This window comes from Streptomyces sp. NPDC001315 (assembly GCF_042896175.1).
Lineage (GTDB): Bacteria > Actinomycetota > Actinomycetes > Streptomycetales > Streptomycetaceae > Streptomyces.
Map to the genome: position 1 here is coordinate 1 of NZ_JBIAWZ010000003.1, position 26661 is coordinate 26661.

Genomic DNA, 26661 nt, shown 5'->3' on the forward strand with positions numbered 1-26661 from the left:
CCGATCGGCCGGAGACGGGGTATCAACATATCTGGCGTTGATTTTTGGCACGCTGTTGAGTTCTCAAGGAACGGACGCTTCCTTTGTACTCACCCTCTCGGGCTTTCCTCCGGGCGCTTCCCTTCGGTCTTGCGTTTCCGACTCTATCAGATCCTTTCGGGCCTGACTCCCAGTCAGAGGGGGTTTGTCTTCCGGGCTGTTGGGCCGTTCCGACGTCTCAAACCTTAGCGGATCTTCTCGGCGATTCCCAATCGACTCGTTCGAGTCGGTCGGATCCGGCTGAGCCCGAAATCGAATTTAATTCGGGCGTGCCGAATTGAACCCCGTCGGGTGATCATGCTCGTGGTTTGTTGCCGCTGCTGCGGCGGAGGCGCTGTCGAAGAACCGTTACGGCTCCCCGACAACCCGAAGAACTTTACGCATCCAGGAGGGTGCTGTCAACCGCCCCCTGTCAAGATCTTTTAATCCAGGTCGCTGAGGCGGCCGCCTGCGTCCGGCTGGGCGTGTTCCACCCTGCGCAGGAGCCTGGTCAGGACCTCGCCGAGCACCGTCCGCTCATCCGCGGACAGGTCCTGAAGCAGGTCCTCCTCGAAGACCGTCGCCAGGTGCATGGCCTCCAGCCACTTCTCGCGGCCTTCGGGGGTGAGCTCCACGATCACCCGTACGCGGTTGGACTCGTCCCTCTCCCGGGTCACCAGACCCTCGCCCACCATGCGGTCGATCCGGTGGGTCATCGCTGCCGGGGTCAGCCCCAGGCGCTTGGCCAGGTCGCTCGGCCCCATCCGATAGGGGGCGCCGGAGAGGACGAGGGCCTTGAGGACCTCCCACTCCGCGTTACTGATGCCGAGGCCGGCCGTCTGGCGGCTGTAGGCGACGTTCATCCGGCGGTTCAGGCGGGAGAGCGCCGAGACGATCTTCTCGACCTGGGGGTCGAGGTCCAGGAACTCGCGCTGGTAGGCGGCGATCTGCTCTTCGAGTGTCGGCTCGCCGAGGCTGCTGCCGGAGGTATCGCCCATGCCCGCAGTATCGCACGGGCCTGCTTCGCATTGAAGTCCTTCGAGGTGTACTGTTTAGCTTCGAACTTTAGCTTTGAAGTCTTCAGGCGTAACTACTTGAGACTCCACCTACTCAAGAGAGGTGAACGTGACCAGGGCGATGGGCGCAGAGATGCGTCGGATCCACGTGGGCAACGCACTCAGCGCGTTCGGGCTCGGCTTCACCGTCCCCTACCTGTACGTCTATGTGGCGCAGGTGCGGGGGCTGGGGGCCATGACGGCGGGTCTCGTACTCGCCGTCTTCGCCGTTGCCGCGCTGATCGTGCTGCCGTTCGCCGGACGGGCGATCGTGCGGCGCGGTCCGCTGCCGGTGCTGATCGCCGCCCTGGTCACCGCCGCGCTGGGCGCGCTGAGTCTGGGGCTCGCCGGCAACGCGACCGCCGTGCTGTTCGCCGCTGCCGCGCTCGGCGCCGGGCAAGCCGTGATGCAGCCCGCGCTGGCGACGATGATCGTGGACTGCTCCACCGCCGAGACCCGCTCGCGTGCCTTCGCCATGCAGTTCTTCCTGCAGAACCTCGGGCTCGGTGTCGGTGGTCTCATCGGCGGTCACCTCGTCGACACCACGCGCGTCTTCTCCTTCACTCTGCTGTTCGGCATCGAGGCGGCGGTGTTCCTGCTGCTGGTCGTGGTGATGTCGACGGTGCGGATGCCGCACTCGCCGCGGCTCGAGGACGCGCCCGCGCGGTCGGCCAGGGGCGGCTGGAAGCAGCTGCTCGGCAACCGGGCCATGGTGCAGCTGTGCGTGCTCGGCTTCGTGCTGTTCTTCGCGTGCTACGGACAGTTCGAGTCGGGTCTGAGCGCCTACGGCGTGGAGGCGGCGGGGATCTCCACTTCCGCCCTGGGTACGGCCCTGGCCGCGAACACCGCCGTGATCGTGGTCGCGCAGTTCGCCGTGCTGAAGTTCGTCGAGCGTCGGCGGCGGTCGCGGGTGATCGCGGCCGTGGGGCTGATCTGGGCCGTGGCGTGGGCTGTGGCCGGGTACGCGGGGCTCGGGCACGGCAGCCAGGAGATGGCGACGGCCGCGTTCGTCTCGACGTACGCGCTCTTCGGGCTGGGTGAGGCGATGCTGTCGCCGACGGTCGCGCCGCTGGTCGCCGAGCTGGCGCCGGAGGGGATGGCGGGGCAGTACAACTCGGCTTTCGCCCTGGTGAAGCAGCTCGCGCTGGCGGTCGGGCCGGCGGTGGGCGGGCCGATGGGGGCCTCGCTGCACGCGCCGTACATCGTGACGTTCCTGCTGTTCTCGCTCGGGATCAGCGTCCTCGCCGTACGGCTGGGGCGGCGCCTCACCGCCGTGCAGGATCAGCCGTGGCTCGCGCGGAGCCGGGTGGTCACCCGGGGCGGGGCGCCTGCGGAGCCGGTCGCCGCGGACGTGTGAGGTGTGTGAGGCGGCCGTTGTCCGGGAGGACGACGGCCGCCTTTTCATGCCTGTGGTGTCAGACGGTGACAGTGGGGTCAGTGAGCGAGGTCGGGGGCCGCTTCGCTCGGGTTACTCGGGTTACTCGGACTCCTTCGGGAGCACGAACTCGCACCACACCGCTTTTCCGCCGCCCGGTGTGCGTCTGCTGCCCCAGTTGGAGGCGATCGTCGCCACGATGGCGATGCCGCGGCCCGACTCGTCGCCGGGTTCCGCGCGGCGGCGGCGGGGCAGGTGGTCGTCGCCGTCCGTGACCTCGACGATGAGGCGGCGGTCGGTGCGGCGCAGGCGCAGGCGCATGGGCGGGGTGCCGTGCTGGAGGGAGTTGGCGACGAGTTCGCTGGCCGCGAGGACGCCCAGGTCGTGGAGGTCCGAGGGGAAGCGCCAGCTCGTCAGGACGCCGGAGGCGAAGGCACGCGCGCGTGGGGCCGCTTCCACACCGCCGAGGAGTTCCAGGGCCGCGTTGCGGAACAGTTCGCGGTCGGGGCCGGTACGGGCGGGGTGCTGGAGGACCAGGACGGCCACGTCGTCGTCGTGGTCGGCCGTGACGCCGGCCGAGCGGACCAGCCGGTCGCAGACCACCTGGGGGGTGCCCGTCGCGCCGGCCAGGGCGCGCTCCAGGGACGCGATGCCCTCGTCGAGGTCCTCGTCGCGGCGCTCCACCAGGCCGTCCGTGTAGAGGACGGCCGTGGAGCCGGGGCCGAGGGGGATCGAGCCCGAGGAGTGCATCCAGCCGCCCGTGCCGAGCGGGGGGCCGGTCGGTTCGTCGGCGCGCAGGACCGTGCCGCTCTCGTCGCGGACCAGGATGGGGAGATGGCCGGCGGAGGCGTACACCAGCCGGCCCTCGTTCGGGTCGTGGACGGCGTACGCGCAGGTGGCGATCTGGTTGGCGTCGATCTCCGTGGCGAGGCCGTCGAGGAGCTGGAGGACCTCGTGCGGGGGGAGGTCGAGGCGGGCGTAGGCGCGGACCGCCGTACGGAGCTGGCCCATGACGGCCGCGGCGCGTACGCCTCTGCCCATGACGTCGCCGATGACCAGGGCTGTACGGCCGCCGCCGAGGGTGATCACGTCGTACCAGTCGCCGCCGACCGCGGCCTCGGTGCCGCCGGGCTGGTAGGTGGCGGCGATGCGCAGGTCGTCGGGCTCTTCGAGTTCCTGGGGGAGGAGGGAGCGCTGGAGGGTGACTGCGGTCTCGCGCTGGCGGCGCTCGCTGGCGCGCAGGCGTTCGGCGGCCTCGGCGTGGTCGGTGACGTCGGTGGCGAAGACCAGTACGCCGTCGTCGCCGTCACCGCCCTTGGCGATCGGGGTGCAGGTGAAGGTGTACGAGCGGCCGTCGGGGCCCTTGCGGGACTTGAGCGTGCGGGGCTTGCCGCTGCGCAGGACCTGGTCGAGGAGCGGGAGCAGGCCCAGTTCCTTCAGCTCCGGGAGGGCCTCGGCGGCCGGTGCGCCGGATGGGCGTACGCCGAAGGCCGTCGTGTAGGCGTCGTTGATGTGGGCCAGGCGGTGCTCGGGGCCGTGGACGAGGGCGACGAGGGCGGGGACGCGGTCGAGGACCTCACGCACCGGGAGTTCGTCGACGGCGGGCGCGGGCGGTGGCGGCGGCTGGTCGGTGAGTCGTTCGGTGCGGGCCGCGGGCACGGAGCCCTCGCTCCGCCGGTCCGGGGTGACCATGTGGTCGGTCCGCGCTGCGGCGCGGCGCTGCGTTCCGGGGAGCCGGGCGCTCCAGCGCGTGAAGTTCACGAATCCTTGCCTCGTGTAGTCGTCGTCGGCCGGCTCCGGACCCGGCCAGGGCTCCGGGGGCCGCGCGGCAGTGGCCGCACATTGTTGCAGCACCGGGAAATGCAGCACTGGGGAACAGCCTCGTAGGTTCACGGGGTGAGCGGCGGGCTCGCCCCGGGCTCGGGGGTCAGTCTGGCAGGGTGGCCGTCCGGGCCGACATTCGTCAGACGCCGGGGCGGCCGGTGGAGTTCCTGGATCCGGTCAGGACGACCCCTTCGGGTCGTCAGAAGGCTTTCCACCGGCAGCCAGTTCGAACTCCGCCCGAGGATGTTCGAGTGATCCGAGGGACACGATGTCCCTCTTGAAGAGCCCCGACAGCGTCCATTCGGCGAGCACGCGTGCCTTGCGGTTGAAGGTGGGCACGCGGCTCAGGTGGTAGGCGCGGTGCATGAACCACGCGGGGTAGCCCTTCAACTTGCGTCCGTAGACGTGGGCGACGCCCTTGTGCAGTCCGAGGGAGGCGACCGAGCCGACGTATTCGTGGGAGTACGTCTGAAGCGGTTCCCCGCGCAGGGAGTGGGCGATGTTGTCGGCGAGGACCTTGGCCTGGCGGACCGCGTGCTGGGCGTTGGGGGCGGTCTCCTTGCCGGGCTCCCCGGCGGTGACGTCGGGGACGGCGGCGGCGTCGCCGGCCGCCCACGCGTGCGTGACGCCGTCGATCGTCAGCTCGGGGGTGGACTTCAGGCGGCCGCGCTCGTTCAGCGGCAGGTCGGTGGCGGCGAGGAGCGGGTGGGGTTTGACGCCGGCGGTCCACACGACCGTACGGGTCGGGAATCGCTGGCCGTCGCTGAGGACGGCGACCCGCTCCGCGCACGACTCCAGGCGTGTCCGGAGAAGGACCTGGATGTTGCGGCGGCGCAGTTCGGTGACCGTGTAGCGGCCCATGACCTCACCGACCTCCGGCAGGATGCGGTCGGAGGCCTCTACGAGGATCCACTTCATGTCCTCGGGCCGGACGTTGTGGTAGTAGCGGGCGGCGTAGCGGGCCATGTCCTCCAGTTCGCCGAGCGCCTCGACGCCGGCGTAGCCGCCGCCCACGAAGACGAATGTGAGGGCGGCGTCGCGGATCGCGGGGTCGCGGGTGGAGGAGGCGATGTCCATCTGTTCGATGACGTGGTTGCGCAGACCGATGGCCTCCTCGACGGTCTTGAAGCCGATGGCGTAGTCGGCGAGGCCCGGGATGGGGAGCGTGCGGGAGATGGAACCCGGCGCGACGACGATTTCGTCGTACGTCAGCTGCTGCGGGCCCGTTCCTTCCTCGTCCGTGGCGAGGGTGGTCACGGTGGCGGTGCGCTTGGCGTGGTCGACTGCCGTGGCCTCGCCGATGACGACGTGGCAGTGGGGCAGCACGCGGCGCAGCGGTACGACCACGTGACGTGGGGAGATCAGGCCCGCGGCGGCTTCGGGCAGGAACGGCTGGTAGGTCATGTACGGATCCGGCGTGACGACCGTGATCTCGGCCTCGCCCCGCCGGAGTTCCTGTTTCAGCTTCCGCTGGAGCCGCAGTGCTGTGTACAACCCGACGTAGCCGCCGCCGACAACGAGAATGCGCGCACGTTCCTTCACCATCCCATGACGCACCCAGCGCTGGAGTTTGTCCACAGCCCCGACAATTTGTATGACCGGGCGCCCGGGGTGTCCGGAGTTGGCCGAATCGCCGGAGTCTGTGAAGGTCGCGCAGGTCAGGGGGCGTGCGCCGGGGGACGGTAGGGGGTGTATTCAGGACGTATGCGACCCGTACTCCGATCGGGGGGCGCTCCGTGCGGAACCTGCCCCTTCTGAATTGACGCCCTCTCAACTATGTTCGTGTGTCGACGGGGTGCAGGGGGAGGCGCTCATCGGGTCCGCCGGGTCCGACCGGTCCGAGAGGACCGACGGGACCTCGCAGGGCGGGGCCGGGCACGCGAGGCCTGTTCACACGCTCCGGCAATTCGATGGCGGGGAGTCTCCGGGGGGAGACGTCATTACCGGGGGATCATTCATGCACATTCAGGACTCTCATTGGTCGTCCGCATCCGCCCTCGCACACGGCGGCGCGGTGAGCGCGGCGGCGAGCAACGGACGCGGGGACGCAGCGCGCACCACGCCGCTGCGCGTGGACGCACAGCGCAATCTGGAACACGTACTGCGGGCGGCGCGCGAGGTCTTCGGCGAGCTGGGGTACGGCGCGCCGATGGAGGACGTGGCGCGGCGCGCGCGGGTCGGCGTCGGCACGGTGTACCGGCGCTTCCCGAGCAAGGACGTACTGGTGCGTCGGATAGCCGAGGAGGAGACCTCCAGGCTGACCGACCAGGCTCGTACGGCGCTCGGTCAGGAGGACGAGCCGTGGTCGGCTCTGTCGCGCTTCCTGCGTACCTCGGTGGCCTCGGGCGCCGGGCGGCTGCTGCCGCCGCAGGTGCTGCGGGTCGGGGTCGCCGACGAGCACGCCGACTCCGGCGTGGTCGACGAGACGCGGGTGCCGCAGCAGCGGACGCAGCCGGGCAGCGGTGAGCTGCGGCTGGTGCCCGAGGAGGGCGCGGTCCGCGCGGCGGACGACGATGCCGGGGCGGCGGCGCTGCTCGAGGTCGTGGGCCGGCTCGTGGAACGGGCGCGGGCGGCCGGTGAGCTGCGGCCGGACGTGTCGGTGTCGGACGTGCTGCTGGTGATCGCGACGGCGGCGCCCTCACTGCCGGACGCAGCCCAGCAGGCGGCGGCCTCGGCACGGCTGCTGGACATCCTGCTGGAGGGACTGCGGTCGCGGCCGGCGTGAACGCGGACTGCGGAACCGCGGGGCTCGAGCGGGCAACTGCGGGGCTGCGGGGCTGCGCGACGTGAACGCGAAACCGGCGGACCGGCGGAACGGCCGGCTGCGGGACTGCCGGGATCCTGCCGGGCCTTCGGCACGGCAGGTGACCCGAAAAGGTGACGTGCGGCGTGGGCGCTGCGCGCCGCCCTCGCGGCGGTCCTCGCCGACGATGCGCCGGACGTTTCGGGCCGACTCCCAACTGACCAGCTGATCAGGTCAGTTGAGCCCGACCCGTTCGGGTGGCGGCTGGTACCGGGCTGCGGCGAGTCCTCGCGGACGAGTGGATGAACTGATTACTGCGGGGTCCCGGCCAAGGGCCAATATGGCACTCTGGCCCGGTGGTCGGGACTGGCAGGGCAGGCGGCGGGGGCTTTCCGCGATGAGCGTTGACGGGCGGGACGGGTCACTCGGTGACGGTGACGCGGAGGCCGAGGGCCTGGCTTCGCCGCAGGTTCCGAGTCAGGGCGGCCGGGCGTACGTGCCGCGGCGCGGCGGCCCGGCTCCTGCGGAGGGCGGTGTTCCGGCGCAGCGCGACCGGCGCGAGGACAGCGCCCTGCCGCCGCGCATGCAGTCGCCGGCGCGCATGGAGTCGCCACCGTCCGATCCCGACCTGATCGACCGGATGCGGTCGGGCGACGACACGGCCTACGAAGAGCTGTACCGGCGCCACGCGGGCGCGGTGCGCCGGTACGCGCGTACCTGCTGCCGGGACGCCCACACCGCCGACGACCTCACCGCCGAGGTCTTCGCCCGCATGCTCCAGGCGGTGCGCGGCGGCTCCGGCCCCGAGCACGCCGTGCGCGCCTATCTGCTCACCTCCGTCCGGCGGGTCGCCGCGAACTGGACGCGGTCGGCCAAGCGGGAGCAGTTGGTCGACGACTTCGCGGTGTTCGCCGCGCAGTCGGCCCGTTCCTCGGACATGTCCGACCACGCCGGATCGATCAGCTCCGTCGAAGCGGGCCTGGACCTGGGCGCCGATGTCCGCGCCATGCACGAGGCCGAGCAGTCCATGGCCATGCAGGCGTTCCGGTCGCTGCCCGAGCGCTGGCAGGCCGTGCTGTGGCACACCGAGGTCGAGGACGAGTCGCCGAGCGAGGTCGCCACGCTCTTCGGGCTCGACGCCAACGGCACGCGCGTGCTCGCCAGCCGCGCCCGCGAGGGCCTCAAGCAGGCCTACCTCCAGGCACACGTCAGCACGTCCCTCGCCGGCGACGAGGAGTGCGCGCGCTACGCCGACCAGCTCGGCACCTACGCCCGCCGCAGACTGCGCTCCCGCGCCGAACGGGGGCTGCGCAAGCACCTGGAGGAGTGCGCCAAGTGCCGGCTGGCCGCGCTCCAGATCGAGGAAGTCGCGAGCAGCATCCCCGCGGTGGTGCCGGTGGCCGTCATCGGCTGGTTCGGCGCCGCCGGGTACGCCAAGGCCCTCGGGCTCATCGCCGGCGGTGCCGGAGCGGGCGTCGCCGGGGCGGTGGCGAGCGGCAATTCGTCCGGGGCGGCAGCGGCTGCCAGCGGCAACTCGTCCGGCGGGGCCGGGGCGGGTGCGGCGGCCTCGGAGGGATTGGGCGCGCCGGTGAAGGCGGGTATCGCCGCCGGTGTGGTCGCCGTGGCCGCCGCCGCGGTGGTCCTCGCGCTCGTCGGCGACGACAGCCCCGCGACGAAGCCCGAGGCCGGGCCGCCCGCCTCCGCACCGGTCATCAGGCCGGAGCCGGCCGCCACGTCCACACCGCCGAAGACGCATCCCGAACCGGTGCCGGCGGTACTCGCACCGACGCCCACCCCGACCCCGACCGCAACGCCGGCGACCCCCGCCCCGAAGCCCACGCCCGCGTCCGCCCCGCCCCCCGCACCGACACCGACGCCCACGAAACCGAATCAGCCCCCGGCACCCACGCCGACCCCGACGCCCACTCCCCCGCCGCCTCAGGCGGTCTACCAGTGGAGCGAGTTGTCGTACGACGTCGGCGGCGACGGCACCGAGCCCGAGATGCGGCTCGGTGAGAGCACCTGGGTGTGGCAGCGCCACGGCCTGTCGATCGCCGGCGAGCGGTACCCGCACGGTGTGACCGTCCACGGCAGCTCCTCCGTCACCGTCGACCTCAACCGCACGTGCTCCGCCTACGACGCGACGGTCGGCGTCGACGACACGACGCTGGGCCTCGGCCAGGTTTCCTTCTCCGTCTACGCCGACGGGGTACGGCTGTGGAAGTCCGGGGTGGTCCGGGGCGGTGACCCCGCCGTGCCCGTCCATGTGAGCCTCGCCGGGCACCGGACCGTACGGCTGGTGGTGGAGCCGCACGGGCTGCTCGACCCCGTGGTGCCGGCGGACTGGGCCGAGTCGAAGTTCATGTGCTCATAGGGCCCTTAGGGCTGATAGGGCTGACGGAGCGCGTCGGGCACGACCCCGGCCAGACACCCACACGCCCACCCGCCCACCCGCCTGCGCGATCCCCCCGCCTACGCCAACCCCCGCCCGCCCCGCACCGACTCCACCGCCGGAATCACCCGGGTGATGCCCGCCGGTACCGCACGCGCGCGTGCCGGTGTGCCTGTCCAGCAGGTTCCCCTGCGGGCCAGCAGGCGGCGTAGCCACAGTTCGAGAGAGACCAGGTCGGCGAGGCCGTCGAGGGGCAGGGGCTCGCCGGCTGCGGCGCTGCGGAGGGCCTTGCGGACGACGCGGGCCTCGACCAGGCCGGCCTGCGCGAGCAGCGGCGTGTCGAACAGCGCCGTCAGCGTGTCCGCGGCCACGCGCAGTCCCGTGCGCGAGGCGGCCGCCGCCGACGCGTGGGACGGGGCGCCCCAGCCGGGCGGGAGGTCGGCGATGCCGGCGCCCTTGAGGACCGTGCGCAGGATCTCGGCGCGGGCGCCCGGCTGGACGCGCAGTGTCTCCGGGAGCGTGCGGCAGGCGCGGACGACCTGGTTGTCGAGGAACGGCGCGTGCAGGCGCTGGAAGCGGATCTCGACGGCCTGCTCCAGGATGCGCAGGTCCGCGGCGTGCCGCGCGAGGGCCGTACGGGCGCGGAAGTCGCCGGGCCGCTGGCCGGGACCGATCCCCGAGCGGTTGGTCGCCCCCTGCAGGCGAACCGATACTTCAGCGAGGGCCTCTCCGGTCAGCCAGCGCGCCGCCGGCCCCGGTCTGGCCCAGGCGAGGGACGCCAGCGACGCCCCCACAGCGCCTCCGGGCTCGTCGAAGCGGCGCTGGAGCAGGCGCTCGGCGAGGTCCTCCATGCCCGTCCGGTACGGGGTGCGCGCCAGTCGCCGTGCCGCGCCGTACACGCGCGCGGGGACCAGTACCGAGCCGTCGGCCTTCGCCAGCGCGGCGACGGGGCGTACGAGGTGACGCCGTTTGCGGTCCATCAGCAGGTCCGCCAGGCGCGCCGGGTGGGCGTCCAGGACCTGGCGGGCGCCGTACCCGGTGAAGTGGTCCGCGCTGCCGGAGGCGAGCCGGGCACGGTGGCGGGCGGCCGCCACCAGGGACTGGGCGGGTTCGTCGGTCAGGGGACCGTCCAGGTCGGCGTACGGCAGTGTCTCCTCGCCGCCCGCCACGACCACGTGGTGCAGGCGCGGGTTGGCCGCTAGCGTCCCCGCACGTTCGACCTCGGCCTCCCGGCCGGCGACGGCCAGGTCGTTGAAGGTGACCGCCAGCAGGCGCTCGCCCGCGCCCGTGCCATGGCCCAGGACGGTCCCCGGCATGCCCGGCAACCCCGCGGCCAGCAACGCCAGGGTGCCCGAGGCCGGGCCGCCGGACAGGTCCGCCCCGATCCCCGGAACCGGCATCCCGCGCGCGGCACGGCGCTCGGCCGGCCCCATGCCGGGCACCGGCCCGGGGTCGATGTCGGCGCCGGGGACGTGCCGGGGGGCGGAGAGGCGGGTGCGTACGGCCTCGACGAGCGCGTCGCGCACCGCGTCGACCGCGCTGTCCGGGTCGGCCGGAGCCGCCGCCACCGCGAGGGAGGCGACCGGCTCGTAACCGGCGACCTCACGCGCCCCGGCGCGCAGGATCAGCGCATGCCCCGGCGGAACGCGCCGAACGCCGGCGTAGGGGGTGGAGTCGTGCAGGGCGGCGGGGACGTCGGGCGCGGCCAGGAGGGCGGCGAGGTGTCCGAAGTCGAGGTTGGCCTCGATGAGGTCGGCGAGCGGCAGCGCGGCCGTCGCGTAGGCCGTGCCGCTCGCCCACGGGGTGTAGAACACCGGGCGGGCGCCCGCGAGATCGCCGCAGACGGTGACCCGGCGGCCCACCTGGACGACGGCCGTGTAGCTTCCCGGCCAGGCCGTCAGATGCCGAAGTGCCCCTCCGCGCGCTGTGAACAGGCCGCGGCGCAGTTCCTCGTCCGTCGCCCCGCAGATGCCGAGGACCGCGATCCGGGTCTGAGCGTCGGCCTGGACCACTCGGACCTCGTCGGGGCGCCAGTCGCCGACCGCCCACAGCGGATCGGGGTCGCCCCACAGGAGTTGGGAGCCCACCGGGTGCACGGTCTCGCCGTCGAATCCGGTGGCACCCGCGGAGCCGATCTCGGCGGCCCCCGCGGCGGTGCTGCTCCATCCCACCAACCACCGCATCGACGCCTCCACAGGCTGTGGACAACCAGTGCACCGCACGAACGGTTCACATGCTGCCACGAAGAGCGCGCCTCAGAGGGCCGACGGAGCCGCTTATGGGCAGGGGAATGCGACCCCGCGCCGTTGTCCGGGTCATCCCGAACACCCGCGCGGCACGGCATCGCCGCCACGGCCGCGACGCATCCACGCCACAACCCCCGTGCGTCCGGGGCCCATCGAGACGCGTCTGCGATGCATCTACGACGCGAATGCGCCCCCTGCACGCTCCCCCAGAACACCCCGTGCGCCGTCAATTTCCGTGGTGAGAGCGGCAATGCCCCGCAGCGCCCTGGGTCACTTTTCGGCCAAATCGCAGATATGCAACGACTGTTGGGACATGCCCGCACACGCTCCGTACAGGCCCTGCGCACCCCCGACGGATGCGCAGCCCGGGAGGCCGAGTTCACCTCCCGGACCGTTCCGCCGCCCGCGGGGATGAAGGCGGCGGTGTCCCCCAGCCCGCTGGATCCAGTACAGCGGGCCGACCCACGCACAGTCCATGGAACCGCTCCCGCGATGGCCGGAGAAGAGCGCACGGACGGGCGCACGGCCACACACCGGGAGCACGCCGCAACGGTGCGTGCAGGGCCCGCACTTCAGTACGGACCACAATCCCGCCATCCGGAAGAATGCCCCTTAACGCTTGGGATGCGGCGAACTACGCTGGGTTTACGAATGCCGCGTGGTTATGCCAGTGCGGCAGCCGTCTGTGTCGAGGGGTGGCGCATGTCCAGGGAGCAACGCGGGCCGAACGAAAAACTCGGCGCCGTTCTCGCCCTCGCGGGAATCAGCAACGCGGGACTCGCGCGACGCGTCAACGACCTTGGCGCGCAACGCGGTTTGACTCTTCGCTACGACAAGACCTCGGTGGCGCGCTGGGTGTCGAAGGGCATGGTGCCGCAAGGAGCGGCGCCGCACCTCATCGCGGCCGCCATCGGGCAGAAGCTCGGCCGTCCGGTGCCGCTCCACGAGATCGGCCTGGCGGACGCGGATCCCGCACCCGAAGTGGGCCTCGCCTTCCCTCGGGACGTCGGACAGGCGGTGCGGTCCGCGACGGAGTTGTACCGGCTCGACCTCGCGGGACGCCGGGCCGGCTCCGGCGGCATCTGGCAGTCGCTGGCCGGTTCGTTCGCGGTGAGCGCGTACGCGACGCCCGCCTCACGGTGGCTGATAACCCCGGCCGACAGCTCGGTCGCGCGCGAAGTGAACCTCGCCGAGGGGTCCGGCGCACCGATCAAAGTCGGCCACAGCGATGTGCAGAAACTGCGGGAGGCCGCCGAGGACGCCAGGCGTTGGGACTCCAAGTACGGAGGCGGCGACTGGCGTTCGTCGATGGTGCCGGAGTGCCTGCGGGTGGAGGCGGCACCGTTGCTGCTCGGCTCGTACTCCGACGAGGTCGGCAGAGCACTGTTCGGCGCCTCGGCCGAGCTCACCCGCCTCGCCGGCTGGATGGCCTTCGACACGGGCCAGCAGGAGGCCGCCCAGCGCTACTACATCCAGGCCCTGCGCCTGGCTCGCGCGGCCGCCGACGTCCCCCTCGGGGGCTACGTCCTGGCCTCCATGTCCCTCCAGGCGACGTACCGCGGCTTCGGCGACGAGGGCGTCGACCTCGCCCAGGCCGCCCTGGAGCGCAACCGGGGCCTGGCCACCGCCCGCACCATGAGCTTCTTCCGCCTCGTCGAGGCACGCGCGCACGCGCGCGCCAGTGACGCCCAGGCCGCCGGCGCGGCCCTGACGGCGGCCGAGAGCTGGCTGGAGCGCTCCCGCGACGGCGACAACGACCCGTCCTGGCTCGGCTTCTACTCCTACGACCGGTTCGCCGCCGACGCCGCCGAGTGCTACCGCGACCTGAAGGCACCGCGCCAGGTACGCCGCTTCACCGAGCAGGCGCTGTCGAGGCCGACGGAGGAGTTCGTGCGCTCGCACGGCCTGCGGCTCGTCGTCTCGGCGGTCGCCGAGCTGGAGTCGGGCAATCTGGACGCGGCGTGCGAGCAGGGCGTACGGGCGGTCGAGGTCGCCGGACGCATCTCGTCCGCGCGCACCACGGAGTACGTGAAGGATCTTCTGCACCGGCTGGAGCCGTACGGCGACGAACCGCGCGTGGTGGAGCTGCGGGAGCGCGCACGGCCGCTGCTGATGGCTGCTCCGGCCTGAGCCCGGGGCACACCCGGCACACGGGGCACCTCCCGGGTTTGAGGGCATTGTCAGTGGCGCAATGCACTATCGAAGCCGGGAGGTGGTGCAAGGTGCGGGAGATCGCCCACGACGGTTACGACTGTGACGTGCTGGTGATCGGCGGCGGGATCGTCGGGCTGTCGACGGCGTACGCGATCACGCGCGCCGTGCCGGGCACCCGGGTGACGGTGCTGGAGAAGGAGCCGGGCCCGGCCCGGCACCAGACAGGGCGCAACAGCGGCGTCATCCACAGCGGGATCTACTACCGCCCGGGCTCCCTCAAGGCGCGGTACGCGGTGCGGGGCGCCGCCGAGATGATCAAGTTCTGCGCGGAGTACGGCATCGCGCACGACGTCACCGGCAAGCTGATCGTCGCGACCGGACGCGAGGAGCTGCCGCGGCTGCACGCACTCGTGCAGCGCGGGCGGGAGAACGGCATTCCCGTGCGGGAACTCGGCGCCGCCCAGATCGCGGAGTACGAGCCCGAGGTGCGGGGCCTCGCGGCCATACATGTCGCGACCACGGGCGTGTGCGACTTCGGGGCGGTCGCCCGGCAACTGGCCGAGGCGTCCGGAGCGGAGATCCGCTACGGAGCGGAGGTCGTACGGATCGACCGGCGGCCGGAGCTGGGAGTCGCCGTACAAACGGCGGGCGGGGACGTCGTCCGGGGCCGGGTGCTGGTCAACTGCGCCGGGCTGTACTGCGACGAGGTGGCGCGGCTGACCGGGGACGAGCCCGAGATGCGGATCGTGCCGTTCCGGGGCGAGTACTACGAGCTGGCGCGGCCTGAACTGGTGCGCGGGCTGGTCTATCCGGTGCCCGATCCGGCGTTCCCGTTCCTCGGAGTGCATCTCACACGCGGGATCGACGGAGAGGTGCACGTCGGGCCCAACGCGGTACCGGCGCTGGCGCGCGAAGGGTACGGATGGGGGGTCGTACGGCCCCGGGAGCTGGCCGGCACGGTGGCGTGGCCCGGAGTGTGGCGGATGGGCCGGCGGCACTGGCGGTACGGGGTGGGAGAGCTGCGCAGGTCGGTGTCCAAGGCGGCGTTCACGGAGGCGGTGCGGAGGCTGCTGCCCGGGGTGGCCGAGGAGGACCTTGTTCCCGCGGCGCCCGGGGTGCGGGCCCAGGCGGTGCTGCGCGACGGGACGCTGGTGGACGACTTCCTTGTCCGGGAGGGCGCGCGAACCGTACATGTGCTGAACGCTCCCTCGCCGGCGGCTACGGCTTCGCTGCCGATCGGGCGGGAGGTGGCGCGCAGGGCGTTGGCGGTGCTGGGGTCGGGGTGAGGGCACGACGGGGACGCTGTTGCTGTCGGCCCGAGGTCCGGCGGACCGGCGGTGTCTCCCACGCACGTAAAATCGGTCCCACTGTGTCTGACTCCAACAACACCCCCGAAACCTCGCGGCCCACCGGCGGGGCGGCGCCCCACGACCCCGGTGTCTCCGTCCGGCACACCCGGGCCAAGGGGGAGCCCCGCTTTCCCGACGGGCCGAAGGCCGATCCCGCCGGGTCGCACTTCGAGCGGCGGATCCGGAGTTTCCAGCCGCGGCGAAGCCGGGTGACCGCGGGGCAGGCGGACGCGTTGCAGCGGCTGTGGCCCAAGTGGGGGCTCGACATCGACGGGCAGCAGGTCGTCGACCTGGCCGAGTTGTTCGGCAACGACAACCCGGTGGTGCTGGAGATCGGGTTCGGGATGGGCGAGGCCACCGCGCAGATGGCCGCCGCCGACCCCGGCACCGACATCCTCGCGGTGGACGTGCACACCCCGGGCCAGGGCAACCTGCTCAACCTCGCGGACCACCACGGGCTGTCCAACGTCCGTGTCGCCAACGGGGACGCCATCATCCTGCTGCGTGAGATGCTCGTCCCGGACGCGTTGGACGGGCTGCGCGTCTATTTCCCCGATCCCTGGCCCAAGAAGCGGCACCACAAGCGGCGGCTGATCCAGCCGGAGTTCCTCAGCCTCGCGGCGACCCGCCTCCGGCCCGGCGCGATCGTGCACTGCGCCACCGACTGGGAGCCCTACGCCGAGCAGATGCTCGAGGTGCTCAGCGCGCACCCCGACTTCGAGAACACCCAGGCGGACGGCGGTTTCGCGCCACGCCCCGAGTTCCGGCCGCTGACCCGTTTCGAGGGCCAGGGACTGGACAAGGGACATGTCGTGAACGATCTGCTCTTCCGTCGCGTACCGCACGAGAAGCCGCAGGAGCAGCGGACGCCGTAGGCACAGCAGGCACAGCAGACACTGCAGACGCAGCAGGCAGCGCAGGCACCGCAGGTGCAAAAGGAACAGCAAGACCAGCCCTCCGCTCGTTAGGGTCAATGCCGTGGCCACCGTTCCCCCGTATCCGACGCACTCCAGCGTTCCCGTCGACAGTCGGCTCCGACACGCTCACTGGTGGCAGCGGAACTGGGTGCGGTACGGCGCCCTGATCACCCTGCTGGCGCTCTCCGGGCTCGTCATCCTCGCGCTCGTGCGCCAACAGACCGGCACGGAAGGGTTCCTGGTCGGGATCGGGCTCGCCGTGCTGCCGGTGCCCCTGCTCATAGCCGCCTTCCGGTGGCTGGACCGGGTCGAGCCCGGCCCTTGGCGGAACCTGCTGTTCGCCTTCGCCTGGGGTGCCTGCGCGGCGGCGCTGATAGCGATCGTCGCCAACAGCTTCGCGACCAAGTGGATAGCGACCGCGACCGCCGATCCGTCGAGTGCCGACACCCTCGGCGCGACCGTGATAGCGCCGGTCGTCGAGGAGTCCGCCAAGGCCGCCGCCGTACTCCTCGTCTTCCTCTTCCGCAGACGGGACTTCACCGGGATCGTCGACGGGGTCGTCATAGCCGGGGTGACCGCGACCGGCTTCGCGTTCACCGAGAACATCCTCTACCTCGGCACCGCCTTCGGCACCGACCAGCTCAGTGGCGGCCGCGGCATCGCCTCCGTCACCGCGGCGACCTTCTTCGTCCGCGTGATCATGTCGCCGTTCGCCCACCCCCTGTTCACCGTCCTCACCGGCATCGGCTTCGGCATCGCCGCGCTCTCCGGGGACCGGCAGCGCGCACGTCGGGTCCTCCTGCCGCTCTGCGGGCTGCTGCTCGCCATGGGCATGCACGCGTTCTGGAACGGCTCCTCGACCTTCGGCGAGTACGGCTTCTTCGCGGTCTACGGGGCGTTCATGCTGCCCGCGTTCGGCCTGCTGACCTGGCTGGTGATCTGGACGCGCCAACGCGAACTGCGGACCGTGCGCGAGGAACTGCCCGCGTACGCCGTCGCCGGCTGGCTGACCCCGGCCGAGCCGTTCGCGCTCGGTTCGATGCGGGCCCGGCGGCTGGCCCGCGAGTACGCCGGGCACCACTTCGGGAAGCCGGCCGCGCGGGCGGTCGCGGAGTACGAGGCGTACGCGACCTCACTGGCGTTCCTGCGGCACCGGGGGCGCCGGGGCCGGGCGGGCGCCGACTTCCTCGCACGGGAACGCGAACTGCTGCACGAGCTGTGGCGGCGCCGGGAGATCGCCCGGCCCGCGCTGGACTACGCGGCACGGGCCACGGCACCGCCGGTTCCGGTGATGATGCCGGTGCCTCCGCCGGCCGCCTGGCCGGTGTACGGGTATCCGGCGGCGCCGTATCCCGCGTACAACCCGTATCGGTCGTAGCCCCCGGGGATCTCATAGCCCCCGGGGATTACGGGGATTACAGGGGAGGTCAGGCCGACGCCTCCGTCAGGCGCGCGACCTCCGTCTCCGTCAGCTCCAGCTCCGCGACTCCCACCAGTGCCGGCAGCTGCTCCACCGTCCGGGCGGAGGCGATCGGGGCGACCACCGTCGGCTGGGCCGCGAGCCAGGCCAGGGCGACGGTGGCGACCGGAACGTCATGGGTGCGGGCGAGCTCGTCGAGCGCGCCGAGGACCTTCTGGCCCCGCTCGGTGTCGAGGTGCTTGGCGGCGCCCTCGGCCCGCGCGCTGTCGACCGTCGTACCGGGACGGTACTTGCCGGTGAGGAAGCCGGAGGCGAGCGCGAAGTACGGGACGGCCGCCAGACCGGAGCGGGCGGCCACATGCTGGAGCTCACCCTCGTAGGTGTCGCGCGAGACCAGGTTGTAGTGGGGCTGGAGTGCCACATATCGGGCCAGGCCCTCGCGGTCGGAGAACTCCAGGGACTCCCGCAGCCGCTCGGGGGAGATGTTGGAGGCGCCGATGTGCCGCACCTTGCCCGCCTTCACCAGCTCGTCGAGCGCGCCGATGATCTCCTCGACCGGCACCTCGGGCTTGTCGAAGTGGGTGTAGTAGAGGTCGATGTGGTCGGTGCCGAGGCGGCGCAGGGAAGCGTCGGCGGCGGCCTTGATGTTCGCGGCGGTCAGGCCGGGGAACTCCGGGTGCTGGCTGACCTTGGTGGCGATGACGACGTCGGCGCGGTTGCCGCGGGCCTTGACCCACTTGCCGATGATCGTCTCGGACTCGCCGCCCTTGTTGCCGTCGATCCACGCGGAGTAGGAGTCGGCCGTGTCGACGAAGTTGCCGCCCGCGGCCGCGTAGGCGTCGAGCACGGCGAACGACTGGGCCTCGTCGGCGGTCCAGCCGAAGACGTTGCCGCCGAGGGAGAGCGGGAAGACCTCGAGGTCGGAGGAGCCGAACTTGCGAAGAGAAGTCATGGTCAACTTCTACACCCGTACCAGAGGCCCACATTCCGCATTACCCGGAAAGCCGGAAATCCGGAAACCGGCAGAAACCGCCAGAGACCGGCAGCCCTGACGTCGGGGGGGTGTCGTCAGGACTGCCGGGGATCAGAGGATCAGCCGGATCAGGAGATCAGAGGAAGGCGACCACCTCAGGGGGTGAGCCCCTTGCCCCGCAGCCAGGCCATCGGGTCGATCCCGTCCGCGCTGCCGCCCGGGTGGACCTCGAGGTGGAGGTGCGGTCCCGTGACGTTGCCGGTGGCGCCCACGCGGCCGATGACGTCGCCCGTGGTGACCTTCTGTCCGACGCTGACGCTGATCGACGACTGGTGGCAGAACCACAGCTCGGTGCCGTCGTCGAGGGTGAGGATCGTGCGGTAGCCGTAGGAGCCGGCCCAGCCCGCCTCGGTGATCGTGCCGCTGTGGATCGCCTTGATGAGCGTGCCGGTGGGCGCGGCGAAGTCGAGGCCCGTGTGGTACCCGGAGGACCACATGGAGCCGGCCTCACCGAAGGTCGAGGTGAGCGTGTACGAGGAGGTCGGCAGCGTGTACTGCTTGGCCAGCTCGGCCAGGCGCTCGGCCTCGGCCTTCTTCGCGGCCTCCTCCTCCGCCTTCTTCTTGGCGGCGGCGGCCTTGGCCTCCGCCTCCTTCTCGGCCTTGGCGGCCGCGTCGGCAGCCGCCTTCTCGGCCGCGGCGGCCTCGGCGGCGGCGGCCTTGGTCTCGACCTGGTCCTGCTGCTGCTCGGCCTGGGCCATGATGCGGCTGCGCAGCGCCTCGCCGGCGTCGGTGGTGCCCTGCGCGGTGTCGGCGGAGGTCACGCCGATGCCGCTGAGCGGGGTCGTGGAGCCCTTGACGGAGTCCCCGGAGTCGTCGGACAGCAGGGAGCCGACGGAGGGCAGGTCGGGCATGGAGATGGACACCGGCGGCTTCCCGGTGTTGGCGCTGGCCATGCCGCCCGCGCCGACGGCGGCTATGACGCCGACGCCCAGGACGGTGGAGCTGCGGGCGAGTCCGCCGCGCTGCTTGGCGACGCGATGCCGGCCGCGTACGGGAGTGAGGGACTCCTCGGTGGGGTTCCACTCCTCCCACGGGCCCTCGTCGGTGCGGTAGCTGCCGTAGCCGAAGGACTCGGTGCTGCGCTGACTCGGCACGAACGGGGCTTCTGGGGCAGGCCGGTTGGACGCCACGTGGGCGTGCTCCTTTCCTTCCTTCTCGCCTACCGGGTTAGCTGACGGGTTCGGAGCAGGAAGGTCTCCTACGCGCGTATATCGCCCGTTGTCCACGGGCGGTGTCCGCGCGATTCACCCCAAGGTGGTGGTTCCCCGGTTCCCTTGCGGGATTCGGCGCGTGCGCACGGAGCCGTCTCTTGTGACGGCTGGGACGACCGCGCTGCGTTATCGAACGTTAATAGACCCGGGGGCGGGATTCCAAGCCGTTCCGCTTGATCATTAACATTTTCGGGCTGGACGTACAGTCCATGACCGGTGGAAATCGGGCGAGTTACCCCCCACTTACGGCCCCGTTGGGGCATCTCAGGAAACACACAGCTTTTGATAGTGACTCAGATGTCATGCGCAGGGGGGTCGTCCGATCACCCTGAGTCACGAAGGTCGGTCACGGCCGTCGTACGGCGAGCAGCGCCATGTCGTCCGTCATCCCGCCCGCGGAGTGCCGGCGCACGTCCTCCGAGAGGGCGGCGAGCAGCGCCTCGGGATCGCGGAAGCGGCGGCCCGCGAGCCGCTCCTCGGGGTCGTAGAAGCGGCCGTCGGCATCGCGGGCCTCGGAGACGCCGTCGGTGTGGAGGAGCAGGGTGGCGCCGCTCGGGAAGCGAGCCTCGTCCGTGCGGTCGGGCCAGGTGCCCAGCTCGCCCATGCCGAGCGGCAGGGCCGGCTCGCGGGCGAACAGCGTGTGCACGGTGCCGTCCGCGTGCAGCAGCAGCGGCGGCGGATGCCCGCGGTTGAGGATCCGGACGACCCCGTCGCCGCGCGGGAGCTCGGCGAGTACGACGGTGGTGAACCCCTCGAAGGCGTCCAGCCCTTCGCGCCGCGTGCCCTCGCGTGCCAGCGCCCGCTCCAGCCGCTGCGCGACCGCCTCCAGCGTCGCCTCCTGCTCGGCGGCCTCCCGGAAGGCGCCGATGACGACGGCCACGGCCGCCACCGCGCCCATGCCCTTGCCCCGTACGTCCCCGACGACGAGCCGCACCCCGCGCGGGCTGTCCTGCACCGCGTACAGGTCACCGCCGATGAAGGCGTCCGCCTGGGCCGCTTCGTAGCAGGCCGCGATGTCGTACCCGCCGATCCGCCCGGCGGGCTCTGGCAGCACCGCGCGTTGGGCGGCCTCGGCGATCTCGCGGGCGCTGGCGAGCCGCTGGTCGCCGCGGCGCACGACGCGGTTGATGACCGCGGCCATGGCGGCGACCGTGGCCACGGTGACGACCTCGGTGACCGTGGCCGCGTCCGGGCTCAGCCCGAACCTGGCGTGTACGGCGTACGCGGAGACGAAGGCGGCGGCCCCCGTGACGACGGTGCCGCCGAAGGAGTACAGCGGGGCCGCCACGAGCGGGGCGGCCGTGAAGAAGGGGATCGCGGTGAAGTCGCGGGGAGTGCAGAAGTCGTAGACGACGCCGCCGAGCGCCAGCAGCGCGGGGACCAGCTGGAGGAGGGCCCGTACGGCCGTGATCCGGCGCTCTTCGCCGCCGGAGCCGCCCGAACCGGGAGCGACGGGCGGGACGGGCGCCTCGTCGCCGAGGCCGGGGTCGGGCACCGGGTCTGCCGGGAGCCGGCCGCCGGCCCGGGCGTAGGGGACGAGATGGTCGTCGTGGCCGGTGGCGGGCTCGTCGGGTGGGCCCTCGCCCGTCAGGTCACCAGGCCGCACCACTTGTCTCCCGCCGTCCCGCGCGAACTCCCACGCTCACGCCACGAAGGTTCCAGGTTTGCCGGAGCGGGGACGGGGGGCGAGCGGTGTGGGCCGACCGGATGACGACAGCCGCGATGGGCGGCAACGGCCGCGATCGACCGCGACAAACACTCAGGGCCGGAATCCATGAACTGGATTCCGGCCCTGAGTCTTCAGTAGCGGGGACAGGATTTGAACCTGCGACCTCTGGGTTATGAGCCCAGCGAGCTACCGAGCTGCTCCACCCCGCGTCGTTGAGACCAGCATACGCCATCCGCGGGACAAGAAGCACACCGGTTGAAACCCGGTCCGGCGGCGTGGCCCGGGTCAGGCCGGCAGATGCCGGTTCGGCGCCTTCGCAGCCGCCTCGTACTCCGGCAGTACGACGACCTCCGCACCCTCGGCCACCAGGACCCCGTTGCCGTCGGCGCCGGCGACGAAGGTGTCCGGTTCCCGCCAGGCCGTGACCACGCGCCGTACCCCCGCGTCGAGGATCAGGCGCGCACACGGCGCCGGCCGGGAGGCCCGCCGGGCGCACGGTTCCAGGCTGCTGTACACCGTCGCGCCCCCGAGCCTCGGATCCGTCGGGTCGATCTTCGCCAGTGCCGCCTCCTCGGCGTGCACGACGGGATCGTCGCCCTCGCGGGAGTACCCCCGCGCGAGCTCCGTGCCGTCGGCGGCCACCACCACCGCCCCCACACTGAACGCGGTCCGCGACGGCGGGCACTGCGCCGCCAGTTCGCAGGCGAGCGCCAGCCAGTGCCGGTCGGCGGCGGAGGTGGCGCTTCCGGTGCCGGGTGCGGTGGGCTCGTAGCGCATGAGGACGACATCCTCGATCCGCCGCGTCTCCGCGAGCCGCAGCCGGCCGCCCTGGTACGCGCCCGGCCCGAACAGCCGGGGCGCGTCGGGGTCGCCGACGAGGAGCGGGGCGAGGACGAGCTGGAGTTCGTCGGCGAGCTCCTGCTGGAGCAACTGGGTGTGGACGGTGCCGCCGCCCTCGACCATGAGCCGCCGCACGCCGCGCACGTCGTGCAGGTGCTCCAGCAGCCGCCGCCAGTCGAGCTCCGCGCCCAGAGCGACGACGTCGGCCGCGAGTCCCGCCCGCCGGGCGCGGTCGGCGCCCTTGTCGGTCGTGTAGAGGACCTTCTCGCCGCCGGTGTGCCAGAACTTCGCCGCCGGATCCAGCTCGCCGGACCCGCTCACGGTGACCTTGAGGGGGTACTCCGGCTGCCCGGCGGCGACCCGGGCGGCCCGACGCTCGGGCGAGTTCACCAGCAGCCGGGGGTTGTCGGCGCGGATGGTGCCGGCGCCGACCAGGATCGCGTCGACGGAAGCCCGTACCTCGTCGACCCGGTCGAAGTCGGCGGGGCTGGAGAGCAGCAGCCGCTCGGGGCCGGTGTCGTCGAGGCAGCCGTCGAGGGAGACGGCGGCGGACAGGAGGACGTACGGGAACGGCATCGGCGCGCTCACTCTCGGAGGCGGGTGTGGCGGACCCAACGGGCGGTCTTGGTTCAACTTTGAAACAAACTTACACTGGCGGCATGACGACCCGCTGGCTCACCCCCGAGGAGCAGCGCGCCTGGCGCGCGTACATCGCCGCGAGGCACCTCGTGGAGGACGCGATCGACCGGCAGCTCCAGAGGGACGCCGGCATGCCCCACCTCTATTACGCCATCCTCGCCCACCTCTCCGACGCGCCGGAGCGCCGCTTGCGCATGACCGACCTCGCCGAGCGGTCGAAGATCACGCGCAGCCGGCTGACCTACGCGGTGACCCGGCTGGAGAAGGACGGTCTGGTGCGGCGGGAAGGGTGCCCCTCGGACAAGCGGGGCAATCTCGCGGTCCTCACGGACGCCGGCATGGCGACCCTGGAACGCACCGCGCCAGGTCACGTCGAGACGGTCCGCGCCTCCCTCTTCGAGCACCTCACGCCGGAGCAGGTGGGGCAGCTGGAGGAGATCTTCACCGGGGTCACACGGGCACTCCAGGACGACGAGGCACGCCCGACGGCGGACGACGTGCCGTGGCGGCGCCGGTCCTCTCCATCCTGCTCGTGACCCTCGTCACACAACGGCGGGGAAATGGTTGCTTCAAATTTAAAGCATGGGCTAGGGTCTGGGTCTCAGGTTCTGCTTCAAATCTGAAGCAGATGTCCCTCCGGACCCGGAGAACCCGCATGCCCGACTTCCCCGCCGCCACCCAGCGTTCCCGCGTCCGGGTCCCGCTGCGCTTCCACGACGGCTACGGCGTCGACGCCGAACTGGTGACCTTCCACGGCCTGGCCGACGGCCAGGAACACGTCGCGATCGTCCTCGGCGACCCGGCGCCCGGCACCACCCCGCTGGTCCGCCTGCACTCCGAATGCCTGACCGGCGACGTCTTCGGCTCGGCCCGCTGCGACTGCGGCCCCCAGCTGCGCGAGGCGGTCGAACGCATCGCCGACCGCGGCGGAGTGCTGCTCTACCTCCGCCAGGAGGGCCGCGGCATCGGCCTCTACAACAAGCTCGACGCCTACGCCCTCCAGGACCAGGGCCTCGACACCTACGCGGCGAACGCCGCCCTCGGCCTGCCGGAGGACGCCCGCGACTACACGGCGGCCGCCCAGATGCTCCAGGCTCTCGGCGTCACCGCCCTGGACCTGCTCTCCAACAACCCCGACAAGGCCGACCAGCTCCGCGCCCTCGGCACCGACGTCCGCGACCGCGTCCCCACCGGCGTCTTCACCACCCCGCACAACGTCCGCTACCTCCGCGCGAAGGTCCTCCAGACCCAGCACACGCTGCCGCTGGGGGAGCTTTCGGAGCTGAACGCGGGCTGAGGCCAGGCGAGCGGCGTCCCATACGAGAGCCGCCAGGACTGCGGCGGCGAAGGCGGCCTTGCCGACCACCCCGTCGACGGGCAGCTTGTGCGCGCCGGTATCGACCTCGCCATCGTGGCCAAGCGCCTCGGCCACTCCTCCATTTCGATCGCCTCGGACACGTACTCACACCTGCTCGGCGGAGTCGGCCGGGACGCCGCGGACCGCGCCTTCGTCCTTGTACCGCACCGCGCCTGATGCGCCGTCCGGTGACCGGCCTGACCACTCGGTGACCACCCCGGCAGCGGATTCGCCCGCCGAGCAGGCCCCGGAAACGACGGAACCCCCGTCTGACCAGGTCAGCGGGGGTCCCGACCCCGAAGGGTCCCGTAGGCCCTGTGGGACTCGAACCCACAACCAATGGATTAAAAGTCCACTGCTCTGCCAATTGAGCTAAGGGCCCAGGTGATGTTGCCTCCCCGAGCATAGCCGGACGCGGCCGAGTCTCCGATCGGGTATCGGGGACCCGGCCGCGTCGGACGGCGCGACGGCGTCGCGACGGGCCGGGAGTGTCACGGATCGACCGGTTCGGGGGCACCCTTGCGGGACGCCTCGCGGGCGATCGTGCGGGCGTGGTCCGGGTTGAGGAACCAGTGCCGGGCCGACGCCAGCCACCAGGTCGCCGCGAAGCCGAGGACGGCGAGGACGGCGACGGGGGCGTAGTTGAAGGTCTCCCAGGTGACCGGGGAGACCTGGGGGAGCATGAAGAGGACCGTGATGACGCCCACCCATACCACCGCCACCACGCCGATCGCCCTCGACCAGCGGCCCAGGTGCCACGGCCCCCGCTCGAACGCCTCGCCCTTGCGCAGCCGCAGCAGCGTCGGGATGACATAGGCGATGTAGAGGCCGATCACGGCGATCGAGGTCACCGCCGCGTAGGCCGTCACGTTGATCAGGTACGGAAGGCCGAGGACCAGCGCGCCGGCCGCCGCCAGCCAGACCGCCGCGACCGGGGTGCGCGTGCGGGGGCTGACGGTGTGCCAGACGTGCGAGAGGGGGAGGGCGCCGTCGCGCGAGAAGGCGTAGATCATCCGGCTGTTGGCCGTCACCGACGCCATTCCGCAGAACAACTGCGCGCCGATCACGACCAGCAGGAGCAGCTTGCCGGCCGTCGCGCCCAGCGCGTCGAGGAGGATCTGCGCGGGCGGCGCGCCAGTGGGCGACGCGAGCTCGTCGTCGTAGGACTGGATCGCGAAGGTGAAACCCAGGAGGAGTACGAATCCGGCTATCCACGACGTCCAGATCGAGCGGACGATGCCCTTCGGGCCCGCCGTCGACGCGTCGTGCGTCTCCTCCGTCATGTGGGCGGAGGCGTCGTAGCCGGTGAAGGTGTACTGGGCCATCAGCAGGCCCAGGAGCACCACGTACACGCCGCTGCCCCAGCCCGTGTTGTTCACGAACTCCGTGAAGACGAAGGACGCCGACTGGTGGTGGTCGGGGACGAAGGCCAGCGCGCCCACGATGACCGCCACGCCCAGCACGTGCCACCACACGCTCACGCTGTTCAGCAACGCGACGATGCGCACGCCGAAGGTGTTCAGCAGGCCGTGCAGGAACAGGATCACGGCGAACAGCAGCACTGTCCGGCCCGGCGTCACCTCGAAGTCGAACTGCAGGTTCAGGTACGCGCCCAGGAACGACGCCGCCCCGAAGTCGATGCCCGCCGTCACCGCCACCTGGCCCAGCACGTTGAACCAGCCCGTGAACCAGGCCCAGGCGGCCGCCGTCCGCGGCGGCGCCAGCCGGTGCGCCCAGAAGTACAGGCCGGCCGACGTCGGGTAGGCCGAACAGATCTCGGCCATCGACAGGCCGACGAACAGTGTCAGCAGGCCGACGGCGACCCAGCCCCACACGATCACGGCGGGGCCGCCCGTGTTCATTCCGAACAGGTAGAGGGTCAGGCAGCCCGACAGGACCGAGATGATCGTGAAGGAGACCGCGTAGTTGGAGAACGCCGACATACGGCGGGCGAGCACCTGCGTGTAACCGAGCTGGGCCAGCCGTTCCTCGTCCGAGAGCCCACTCGCTATGGCGTCATCTGTCATGCCCCCAGCGATTCCCTCGCCGGGGGCGCGACATGCGTCACTGGGTGGCTGGAAAATTCCCTGGGGGAAAGGGCATGCGGGCAGCCCCGAGGCAGAAAAACGCGTGGCCCCCACCGGAATCGGTGGGGGCCACGGCGATCAATTCAGCTGGCCGACGTGCTGTCAGCCGTTGCGCTTCCAGCGCGGCTTGTCGTCGCGGCGGCCGAAGGAGGAACCGGTGCCGCCGGTGCCGCCGCGGTGGTCGTCACGACGGCCGTTCGGGCGGTCGTGACCGGCGGAGCGGAAGCCGGGGCGGTCGTCGCGGCGGTCGCGGTTGAAGGGGCGGTCGCTGCCACGGTGACCGGCGCGGTCGTCACGGCGGAAGCCGCCACGGTCGCCACCACGGTCGTCAC

General features: G+C 71.8%; 19 protein-coding genes, 2 tRNA genes, 1 pseudogene and 1 riboswitch. Of the genes and pseudogenes, 10 read left to right on the forward strand and 12 right to left on the reverse strand.

Annotation, left to right across the window (positions count from 1 at the left end; genetic code table 11):
* Nucleotides 1-461 precede the first annotated feature (461 nt).
* Nucleotides 462-1016, reverse strand: coding sequence for a MarR family winged helix-turn-helix transcriptional regulator (locus ACFY16_RS10420; protein WP_390646712.1), 555 nt, complete (start codon nucleotides 1014-1016; stop codon nucleotides 462-464).
* A 127-nt stretch (nucleotides 1017-1143) separates the two neighbouring features.
* On the opposite strand from ACFY16_RS10420, the gene ACFY16_RS10425 reads away from it, so the two are divergent.
* Entirely contained in the window at nucleotides 1144-2430 is a 1287-nt protein-coding gene (locus tag ACFY16_RS10425) for an MFS transporter (RefSeq protein WP_390647229.1), read from the forward strand.
* 120 nt (nucleotides 2431-2550) lie between these two features.
* Here the strand turns inward: ACFY16_RS10425 and ACFY16_RS10430 are convergent, their stop codons facing one another.
* Together ACFY16_RS10430 and ACFY16_RS10435 are read right to left on the reverse strand one after the other, a co-directional pair.
* On the reverse strand, nucleotides 2551-4209 hold the full coding sequence (locus ACFY16_RS10430) for a SpoIIE family protein phosphatase (RefSeq protein ID WP_390646713.1): 1659 nt from the start codon (nucleotides 4207-4209) through the stop codon (nucleotides 2551-2553).
* Between the two features lie 240 nt (nucleotides 4210-4449).
* Entirely contained in the window at nucleotides 4450-5817 is a 1368-nt protein-coding gene (locus ACFY16_RS10435; protein WP_390646714.1) for an NAD(P)/FAD-dependent oxidoreductase, read from the reverse strand.
* Nucleotides 5818-6229: 412 nt separating this feature from the next.
* On the opposite strand from ACFY16_RS10435, the gene ACFY16_RS10440 reads away from it, so the two are divergent.
* Nucleotides 6230-6997, forward strand: a complete 768-nt coding sequence (locus ACFY16_RS10440; RefSeq protein WP_390646715.1) for a TetR/AcrR family transcriptional regulator — start codon at nucleotides 6230-6232, stop codon at nucleotides 6995-6997.
* A gap of 415 nt (nucleotides 6998-7412) precedes the next feature.
* Complete coding sequence (locus ACFY16_RS10445; protein WP_390646716.1) at nucleotides 7413-9389, forward strand: sigma-70 family RNA polymerase sigma factor; 1977 nt, start codon at nucleotides 7413-7415, stop codon at nucleotides 9387-9389.
* Nucleotides 9390-9487: 98 nt separating this feature from the next.
* Here ACFY16_RS10445 and ACFY16_RS10450 read toward each other — a convergent pair whose 3' ends face one another.
* Entirely contained in the window at nucleotides 9488-11590 is a 2103-nt protein-coding gene (locus tag ACFY16_RS10450) for an asparagine synthase-related protein (protein WP_390646717.1), read from the reverse strand.
* 765 nt (nucleotides 11591-12355) lie between these two features.
* On the opposite strand from ACFY16_RS10450, the gene ACFY16_RS10455 reads away from it, so the two are divergent.
* The 4 genes from ACFY16_RS10455 (at nucleotide 12356) to ACFY16_RS10470 (ending at nucleotide 17451) form a co-directional block, all read left to right on the forward strand.
* On the forward strand, nucleotides 12356-13783 hold the full coding sequence (locus ACFY16_RS10455) for an MFS transporter (RefSeq protein WP_390646718.1): 1428 nt from the start codon (nucleotides 12356-12358) through the stop codon (nucleotides 13781-13783).
* 92 nt (nucleotides 13784-13875) lie between these two features.
* A complete protein-coding gene (gene lhgO / locus ACFY16_RS10460; protein ID WP_390646719.1) occupies nucleotides 13876-15093 on the forward strand; it encodes an L-2-hydroxyglutarate oxidase in 1218 nt (405 codons plus the stop codon).
* A gap of 83 nt (nucleotides 15094-15176) precedes the next feature.
* Complete coding sequence (trmB, locus tag ACFY16_RS10465) at nucleotides 15177-16031, forward strand: tRNA (guanosine(46)-N7)-methyltransferase TrmB (protein WP_390646720.1); 855 nt, start codon at nucleotides 15177-15179, stop codon at nucleotides 16029-16031.
* 103 nt (nucleotides 16032-16134) lie between these two features.
* Entirely contained in the window at nucleotides 16135-17451 is a 1317-nt protein-coding gene (locus ACFY16_RS10470; RefSeq protein ID WP_390646721.1) for a PrsW family intramembrane metalloprotease, read from the forward strand.
* 49 nt (nucleotides 17452-17500) lie between these two features.
* Here ACFY16_RS10470 and ACFY16_RS10475 read toward each other — a convergent pair whose 3' ends face one another.
* The 5 genes from ACFY16_RS10475 to ACFY16_RS10495 form a co-directional block, all read right to left on the reverse strand.
* Nucleotides 17501-18445 carry an aldo/keto reductase gene (locus ACFY16_RS10475; RefSeq protein ID WP_390646722.1) on the reverse strand — a complete coding sequence of 315 codons (945 nt, stop codon included), beginning with the start codon at nucleotides 18443-18445 and terminating at the stop codon, nucleotides 17501-17503.
* A gap of 176 nt (nucleotides 18446-18621) precedes the next feature.
* Nucleotides 18622-19656: a M23 family metallopeptidase gene (locus tag ACFY16_RS10480; RefSeq protein ID WP_390646723.1), complete on the reverse strand. Its 1035-nt coding sequence runs from the start codon at nucleotides 19654-19656 to the stop codon at nucleotides 18622-18624.
* A gap of 11 nt (nucleotides 19657-19667) precedes the next feature.
* Nucleotides 19668-19825: riboswitch (cyclic di-AMP (ydaO/yuaA leader) on the reverse strand.
* A 258-nt stretch (nucleotides 19826-20083) separates the two neighbouring features.
* Entirely contained in the window at nucleotides 20084-21343 is a 1260-nt protein-coding gene (locus ACFY16_RS10485; RefSeq protein ID WP_390646724.1) for a PP2C family protein-serine/threonine phosphatase, read from the reverse strand.
* A gap of 198 nt (nucleotides 21344-21541) precedes the next feature.
* Nucleotides 21542-21615: transfer RNA gene (locus tag ACFY16_RS10490), tRNA-Met, on the reverse strand.
* A gap of 76 nt (nucleotides 21616-21691) precedes the next feature.
* A complete protein-coding gene (locus tag ACFY16_RS10495; RefSeq protein WP_390646725.1) occupies nucleotides 21692-22822 on the reverse strand; it encodes a dihydrofolate reductase family protein in 1131 nt (376 codons plus the stop codon).
* 83 nt (nucleotides 22823-22905) lie between these two features.
* On the opposite strand from ACFY16_RS10495, the gene ACFY16_RS10500 reads away from it, so the two are divergent.
* The 3 genes from ACFY16_RS10500 (at nucleotide 22906) to ACFY16_RS10510 (ending at nucleotide 24419) form a co-directional block, all read left to right on the forward strand.
* Nucleotides 22906-23421, forward strand: coding sequence for a MarR family winged helix-turn-helix transcriptional regulator (locus tag ACFY16_RS10500; RefSeq protein ID WP_390646726.1), 516 nt, complete (start codon nucleotides 22906-22908; stop codon nucleotides 23419-23421).
* 119 nt (nucleotides 23422-23540) lie between these two features.
* Complete coding sequence (ribA, locus tag ACFY16_RS10505; protein ID WP_390646727.1) at nucleotides 23541-24182, forward strand: GTP cyclohydrolase II; 642 nt, start codon at nucleotides 23541-23543, stop codon at nucleotides 24180-24182.
* 87 nt (nucleotides 24183-24269) lie between these two features.
* Nucleotides 24270-24419 (forward strand): hypothetical protein, encoded by a 150-nt coding sequence (locus tag ACFY16_RS10510; RefSeq protein ID WP_390646728.1) that lies wholly within the window; start codon nucleotides 24270-24272, stop codon nucleotides 24417-24419.
* Nucleotides 24420-24551: 132 nt separating this feature from the next.
* Here the strand turns inward: ACFY16_RS10510 and ACFY16_RS10515 are convergent.
* The 3 genes and pseudogenes from ACFY16_RS10515 to ACFY16_RS10525 form a co-directional block, all read right to left on the reverse strand.
* Nucleotides 24552-24624, reverse strand: a tRNA-Lys gene (locus ACFY16_RS10515).
* 109 nt (nucleotides 24625-24733) lie between these two features.
* On the reverse strand, nucleotides 24734-26269 hold the full coding sequence (locus tag ACFY16_RS10520; RefSeq protein ID WP_390646729.1) for an amino acid permease: 1536 nt from the start codon (nucleotides 26267-26269) through the stop codon (nucleotides 24734-24736).
* A gap of 162 nt (nucleotides 26270-26431) precedes the next feature.
* A pseudogene (locus ACFY16_RS10525) lies at nucleotides 26432-26661 on the reverse strand (RNA helicase); the annotation flags it as partial.